Genomic DNA, 4,581 nt, shown 5'->3' on the forward strand with positions numbered 1-4,581 from the left:
CGGCCCAATCCGGACCTGTGTGGAAGGATTCAAGTTCGCCATCACAGCCTTCATCATTCCCTTCATGTTCGTCTACAACCCGACGCTGCTACTGCTCGGGGATGTACAGTGGCTCGAGCTGTTGTGGGTCGTGGCGACTGGCTTGATCGGCGTCTACGCCCTGGCTGTGATGAAGGAAGGCTGGTGGCTCACGCGCGCCAATGCGCTCGAACGCTTGATCATGACCGGCGCAGCGATTCTGCTGATTGCACCGAGCCTCGCCATCGACCTCGCCGGTTTCGCCCTGATGGGCCTGATCTTCGCGTTTCAGACCTTCAAGCTGCGCCGCGAAAGGCACTACGGCGTGCATCAGCCGACGGTACTGCAGCGCGGTGTGATGGGCGCCGGCATCATCGCCGTGCCGCTGGTCGCCGGGGTGATGTTCCTGCCGGTGGTCACCGTGACCGACGGCGCCGATACCTGGAGCCGGATCGCCCTGCCGGGCAATCAGGTCGCCATCTCCCATGTCCACTCGGTGGAGCAGACCCGGGTGGACGACGAGTTCCGGGTCGGCTGGCGCGGCGAGTTGATCCATCGGCGCAGCATCACGCGCTCCTACGGTGCCGGGTTGCCCGCGGACGCGCGTCCACGCGACGGTGTGCTGGTCACCCGTGGCACGGGCGAACGTTATCGCCGCATCGACCTTGCCTACCTGCCCGAGAACGAGCCGGTCCTGCACCTCGGCGACACTGAGGTCTCGCTGTTGCCCTACCTCGATGGCGAGCGCCTCGCCGTGGAGACGATGTGGCTGTGGCAATATCTCCACCCCGGCCGGCCATAGGCGCCTACTACGTTTGCGCACGCACGCATGCGAGCAGGTTACATGCAACGGATAGTACGGAAAGGCGTCGACCATGGCTGCATCGTCAAATGAGCGTGTGCGGAAGCGACGACAGGCCCTGCGGCAGGCGGGCCTGCGCCCGCTCCACCTATGGGTTCCGGATACCCGTCGCCCCTCGTTTGCTCCGGAGGCACGGCGACAATCGACCATGCTCCATGATGATGCCCAGGGGGTGGATATACTCGAATGGATCGATTGGACATCGGACACTGAAGGGTGGCAGTGAAACGAGGAGACCTGGTCACGGTCGCTTTGGGCAATCGAGAGGAAGAGGGATTGATCATGGCTATCTCAAGAACGAATATTGTTGGTGGTAACATATTTTGGATTACGCTGGTGGTATTTCTGGTTACGCAATCATCAATCATTTATGCGGACGACGAAAGACCAATAGAGTGGCGCGAGGCATTCGTTACTGTTGATGCGGATATGCAAGAGGTTGAAGGGCATGATGGTCATGCGGTCGGGCTCATGCATCAGCGAGGTTTCGCCTTTTACGAAGATGAAGAGGTGGAAACGGTAAATGCCTGGCTTACGTTCGAGCGATCCGGCGCGGAAACGAATTACCGAGGATATGCCGTCTACACCTTCCCCGATGGTGCTACCAAGATCGGCAGCTTTACTGGCACTGGGGATCCACGAGGTGAGCAATCTGGCCAATTCACTCTAGAGGGTGGAACGGGGCGCTACGAGGGAATCACTGGCCAAGGCCGCTTTTCTGGCCATGGCTTCCCGCCACATGGGGATATCTACTTGGATGTCAGCGGAGCCTACTCACTCCAATAGGGAGGAACTGCCCATCAGGAATTGCTTCGCCATGCTTCACTGTTCGGCAATGATTGTGGCGGCATGCCAAACTATAAGCGCTGACATCAATGGAGATGCTTAGATATGCCTGTGATTTCAATTTTCTATGGCACCATATTCCCAATTTACTTTCTGGAAAACCAGCACCATGGCGTCCCGCACATTCATGCGCGATATGCGGGGTTCGAGGTATCAGTTTGAATCGATGATGGCGAAATACTTGCTGGTGAGTTTCCTAAGGAAGCAATTGCGACTGGTCCAAGCCTGGATCGTGGTTCATCGGAATGAGCTGATGGCTGACAGGGAGTTGGCTGTATTCGGAGAGACCCCGTATAAAATCGAGCCACTGTGAGGTGATTATGTATTGGGACGTGAAAAGAGTGCGTCCGATGGACGACTACCCAATTTACGTTGAACTTGAAGATGGGCGGAAAGGCCTCTTTGACCTCAAACCGTATTTGGATCGTGGGGTGTTTAAGGAGCTGAAACCCTGCTGGTCGGGCTCAAGCCAATAGAAAAAATAATGCCGAACAAGGCGGTTAATACGGACTGTCTCGGTCGATGGACTCCTTCGACGTCCGGTTGGCGCTGGCGCTAATGAAGAGCGGTCATTCGCGACGGCATGGAGCGATGGCCGGAAATGGCCGATTGTGGCCCACACAAGGCTCGGAAGAGGAGCAACGGTGTAAACCGGCAAGATGCGGGCACGCCACGACAGCCCACAGAGGTAGAAGGCGGTTACGATGAACCCGCCGTAAGCGCCGGCGCGGAAACACCCTGATATGGGCATCTCGCTGCACTGGCAATGGCTGCCCCCCGGCGGACGTGCTTCGATTGCAAACCTGATCCTGGAGTGAGGATCTCTCCAGACCCTTGTGACGGCAGTGCCGCTTAGCTCAGAAGCTTTGGTTTACGTGGCGCCCTGGCGGACAAGCTGCTTGACTGGCCGGAGTTCGTTTGGGAAATCCGTAAGGGCGGCGTAGGGGCCCTGCCAGGCATCGACGAAAATGGCTTTGCTCCAAATCCGGCGGTGCCGCGTTTCCAAGGGAGCTGGCAAATGATGAGTCGCGGCGAGGACAGCGGATCGACTATGGAGCGAGCTACAGTACAGATCGGCGTTCTACTTGAAACCGTGATGTGGGAGCCTCCATGGCGTCGGTGTACTTCACTGCCCAGGCGTTGCCCGAGCCTGAACGGAATCAGCGGGTCTACGCGGGTGACCTGCTCGTCTTCCGCGGATTCCAGGCCGTGGAGGAACTGGTTAAGCTGTTACGCGACGTGTGCCAAGAGCACCTGGGGGCGGATCCGGAAGGGGTGCATCGTCGTCTTCCGGAGGCATCCCTTGATGACGCAGCCAAGCGGCTGCGGAAAGCGGTTGCCGGCGATGAGCGCATCACCGGGCAGCTCAAAACGGCGCTTCGGGCTGTTGGGGTCGAGCTTGATGTTACCTACGGCGACGGTCTCGAGCAACGCATCCAGATGGCGTCGAGCGCCAACCGCGGCCATCTGGTGCGTCCGCTGGGTGTTCATCGCGATACCTGGGGGTCGAACATCATGGCGCAGACCAACTGGTGGGCCCCTGTGTGGCCGACGACCCCGGAGCGCACGATCGCCTTTTTCCCGGGCTATTTCCAGCGCCCCGTGCAGAATGACAGCGCCGCCTGGGACTTCCGCGAGCTGTTGCGGCGGCTGAAGCAAGAGGGGCCCGACACGAGTTATCCGCAGCTACCGCTGGCAACGCAGCCCCCTGGATGGGACGATGCGCTGCCCGTCAGCATCGAGCCGGGCGATCTCCTGTGCTTCTCCGGTGCCCATCTGCATGCGTCCGTCCCGAACGTCACGGGACGCACGCGACTGTCGTTCGAGCTGCGTACGGTGAACGCGGGTGATGTGCGCGCCGGGCGCGGCGCGCCCGACGTGGACGGGGCGGCGATGTGTACCACCTACCAACTGTTCCGGGGACTGACCCACGGTGAGCGCCTCGGTCCACTCACCTGAGAAGCCGATGCGTGTGCTGGGACAGCTCGGATCGGCGAAATCACACGGCGCGTAACCAGCGCCTCCAAATGCTGGCAACGCGCTCGGGCCACCGACACAGCCCGGCTGGCCTTCCGACCACCAAGTCCAGACATGAGAAAAGCTGAAGAGCAGCCATAGGTTTCGTCAACCCAGCGCCGTGGTGACTTAGGCATTCTTGCGCTTGCCAATGCAATCACAGGGCCCGCCCTTCGCTGGCAACGGCTGAGGCGCGACGAATAGGTCAGCGTTTGCTTAACGAAGCACTGATTATAGCGCCTCGCTGATCTCCTCCAGCACGGCCACCGTCTCGTCGGAGTCCATGGCCTCGGAGCGTGCCTCATAGTAGGCAACTTCAACACCCTCGCGCAGCAGGGTGGGATCCGGATCACCACCGGCAGCCTTGTCCAGCAAGTCCAGCGTGCTCGTGCCCCAATCGTGGCGTTCGCGCAGTTCCAGCGGCACCAGCCGGCCGGCGGTGATGGTGGCCACGATTGTGCCGAACTGCTCTGTCACTGTGTCCTCTATCTCCTAGGGGTGGTAATCGGTCTGGATACGGGTCGTATAAGTGGCGCGTTCGGAACCCTGTTCCAGCTCGATGGAGTCATAGCCCCGTTCCTCAACAATGGCGAGCACCGACGACCACACAGTGTCTCGCCTGCCTTCGTTCGATGCGGTGGTGCTCGGTTGCCCATACCACTGCATGAGCCTGCTGCCTTGTTGTGGCGCGCTGCCACTGCTTTCACGGCTGAAAACCCCCAGGCAGCAGTTCATGCAGCCAAGGGCGGTCCACGCCGATGATGCGCACGATGCCGCGGGTGCCGACGGCCACGGCCTGGTGGCCCTTGGCCGTACTGTTCTCGAAAATGATGGTGCGC

General features: G+C 60.2%; 7 protein-coding genes. 5 read left to right on the forward strand and 2 right to left on the reverse strand.

Features of this window, described 5'->3' with window-relative positions:
- From QZT63_RS09260 to QZT63_RS09275, 5 genes are all read left to right on the forward strand, one after another.
- Positions 1–820 (forward strand): DUF1850 domain-containing protein (locus QZT63_RS09260; RefSeq protein WP_290650562.1); only part of this gene is annotated, 820 nt, incomplete at its 5' end.
- Positions 821–893: 73 nt separating this feature from the next.
- Positions 894–1,106 (forward strand): antitoxin MazE family protein, encoded by a 213-nt coding sequence (locus QZT63_RS09265; protein WP_290650564.1) that lies wholly within the window; start codon positions 894–896, stop codon positions 1,104–1,106.
- Positions 1,097–1,666, forward strand: a complete 570-nt coding sequence (locus tag QZT63_RS09270) for a hypothetical protein (protein ID WP_290650572.1) — start codon at positions 1,097–1,099, stop codon at positions 1,664–1,666. The genes QZT63_RS09265 and QZT63_RS09270 overlap by 10 nt, the downstream gene beginning before the upstream one ends.
- Positions 1,667–2,076: 410 nt before the next feature.
- The gene (locus QZT63_RS20060; RefSeq protein WP_366636544.1) at positions 2,077–2,202 is read left to right on the forward strand and encodes a DUF2442 domain-containing protein; all 126 of its coding nucleotides are present in this window, start codon (positions 2,077–2,079) and stop codon (positions 2,200–2,202) included.
- Positions 2,203–2,836: 634 nt separating this feature from the next.
- Positions 2,837–3,685, forward strand: coding sequence for a hypothetical protein (locus QZT63_RS09275; protein ID WP_290650566.1), 849 nt, complete (start codon positions 2,837–2,839; stop codon positions 3,683–3,685).
- A gap of 288 nt (positions 3,686–3,973) precedes the next feature.
- Here the strand turns inward: QZT63_RS09275 and QZT63_RS09280 are convergent, their stop codons facing one another.
- A complete protein-coding gene (locus QZT63_RS09280; protein ID WP_290650568.1) occupies positions 3,974–4,219 on the reverse strand; it encodes a hypothetical protein in 246 nt (81 codons plus the stop codon).
- Between the two features lie 15 nt (positions 4,220–4,234).
- On the reverse strand, positions 4,235–4,408 hold the full coding sequence (locus QZT63_RS09285) for a hypothetical protein (RefSeq protein ID WP_290650570.1): 174 nt from the start codon (positions 4,406–4,408) through the stop codon (positions 4,235–4,237).
- Positions 4,409–4,581 lie beyond the last annotated feature (173 nt).

The organism is Aquisalimonas sp. (assembly GCF_007120195.1).
Classification (GTDB): domain Bacteria; phylum Pseudomonadota; class Gammaproteobacteria; order Nitrococcales; family Aquisalimonadaceae; genus Aquisalimonas.

What these genes read in the sequence shown, in the direction of transcription:
- QZT63_RS09275 (WP_290650566.1), top strand. Translation starts at nt 2,837, where the DNA reads ATGGCGTCGGTGTACTTCACTGCCCAGGCGTTGCCCGAGCCTGAACGG.
- QZT63_RS09265 (WP_290650564.1), top strand. Translation starts at nt 894, where the DNA reads ATGGCTGCATCGTCAAATGAGCGTGTGCGGAAGCGACGACAGGCCCTG.
- QZT63_RS09285 (WP_290650570.1), bottom strand. Translation starts at nt 4,408, where the DNA reads ATGCAGTGGTATGGGCAACCGAGCACCACCGCATCGAACGAAGGCAGG.
- QZT63_RS20060 (WP_366636544.1), top strand. Translation starts at nt 2,077, where the DNA reads ATGGACGACTACCCAATTTACGTTGAACTTGAAGATGGGCGGAAAGGC.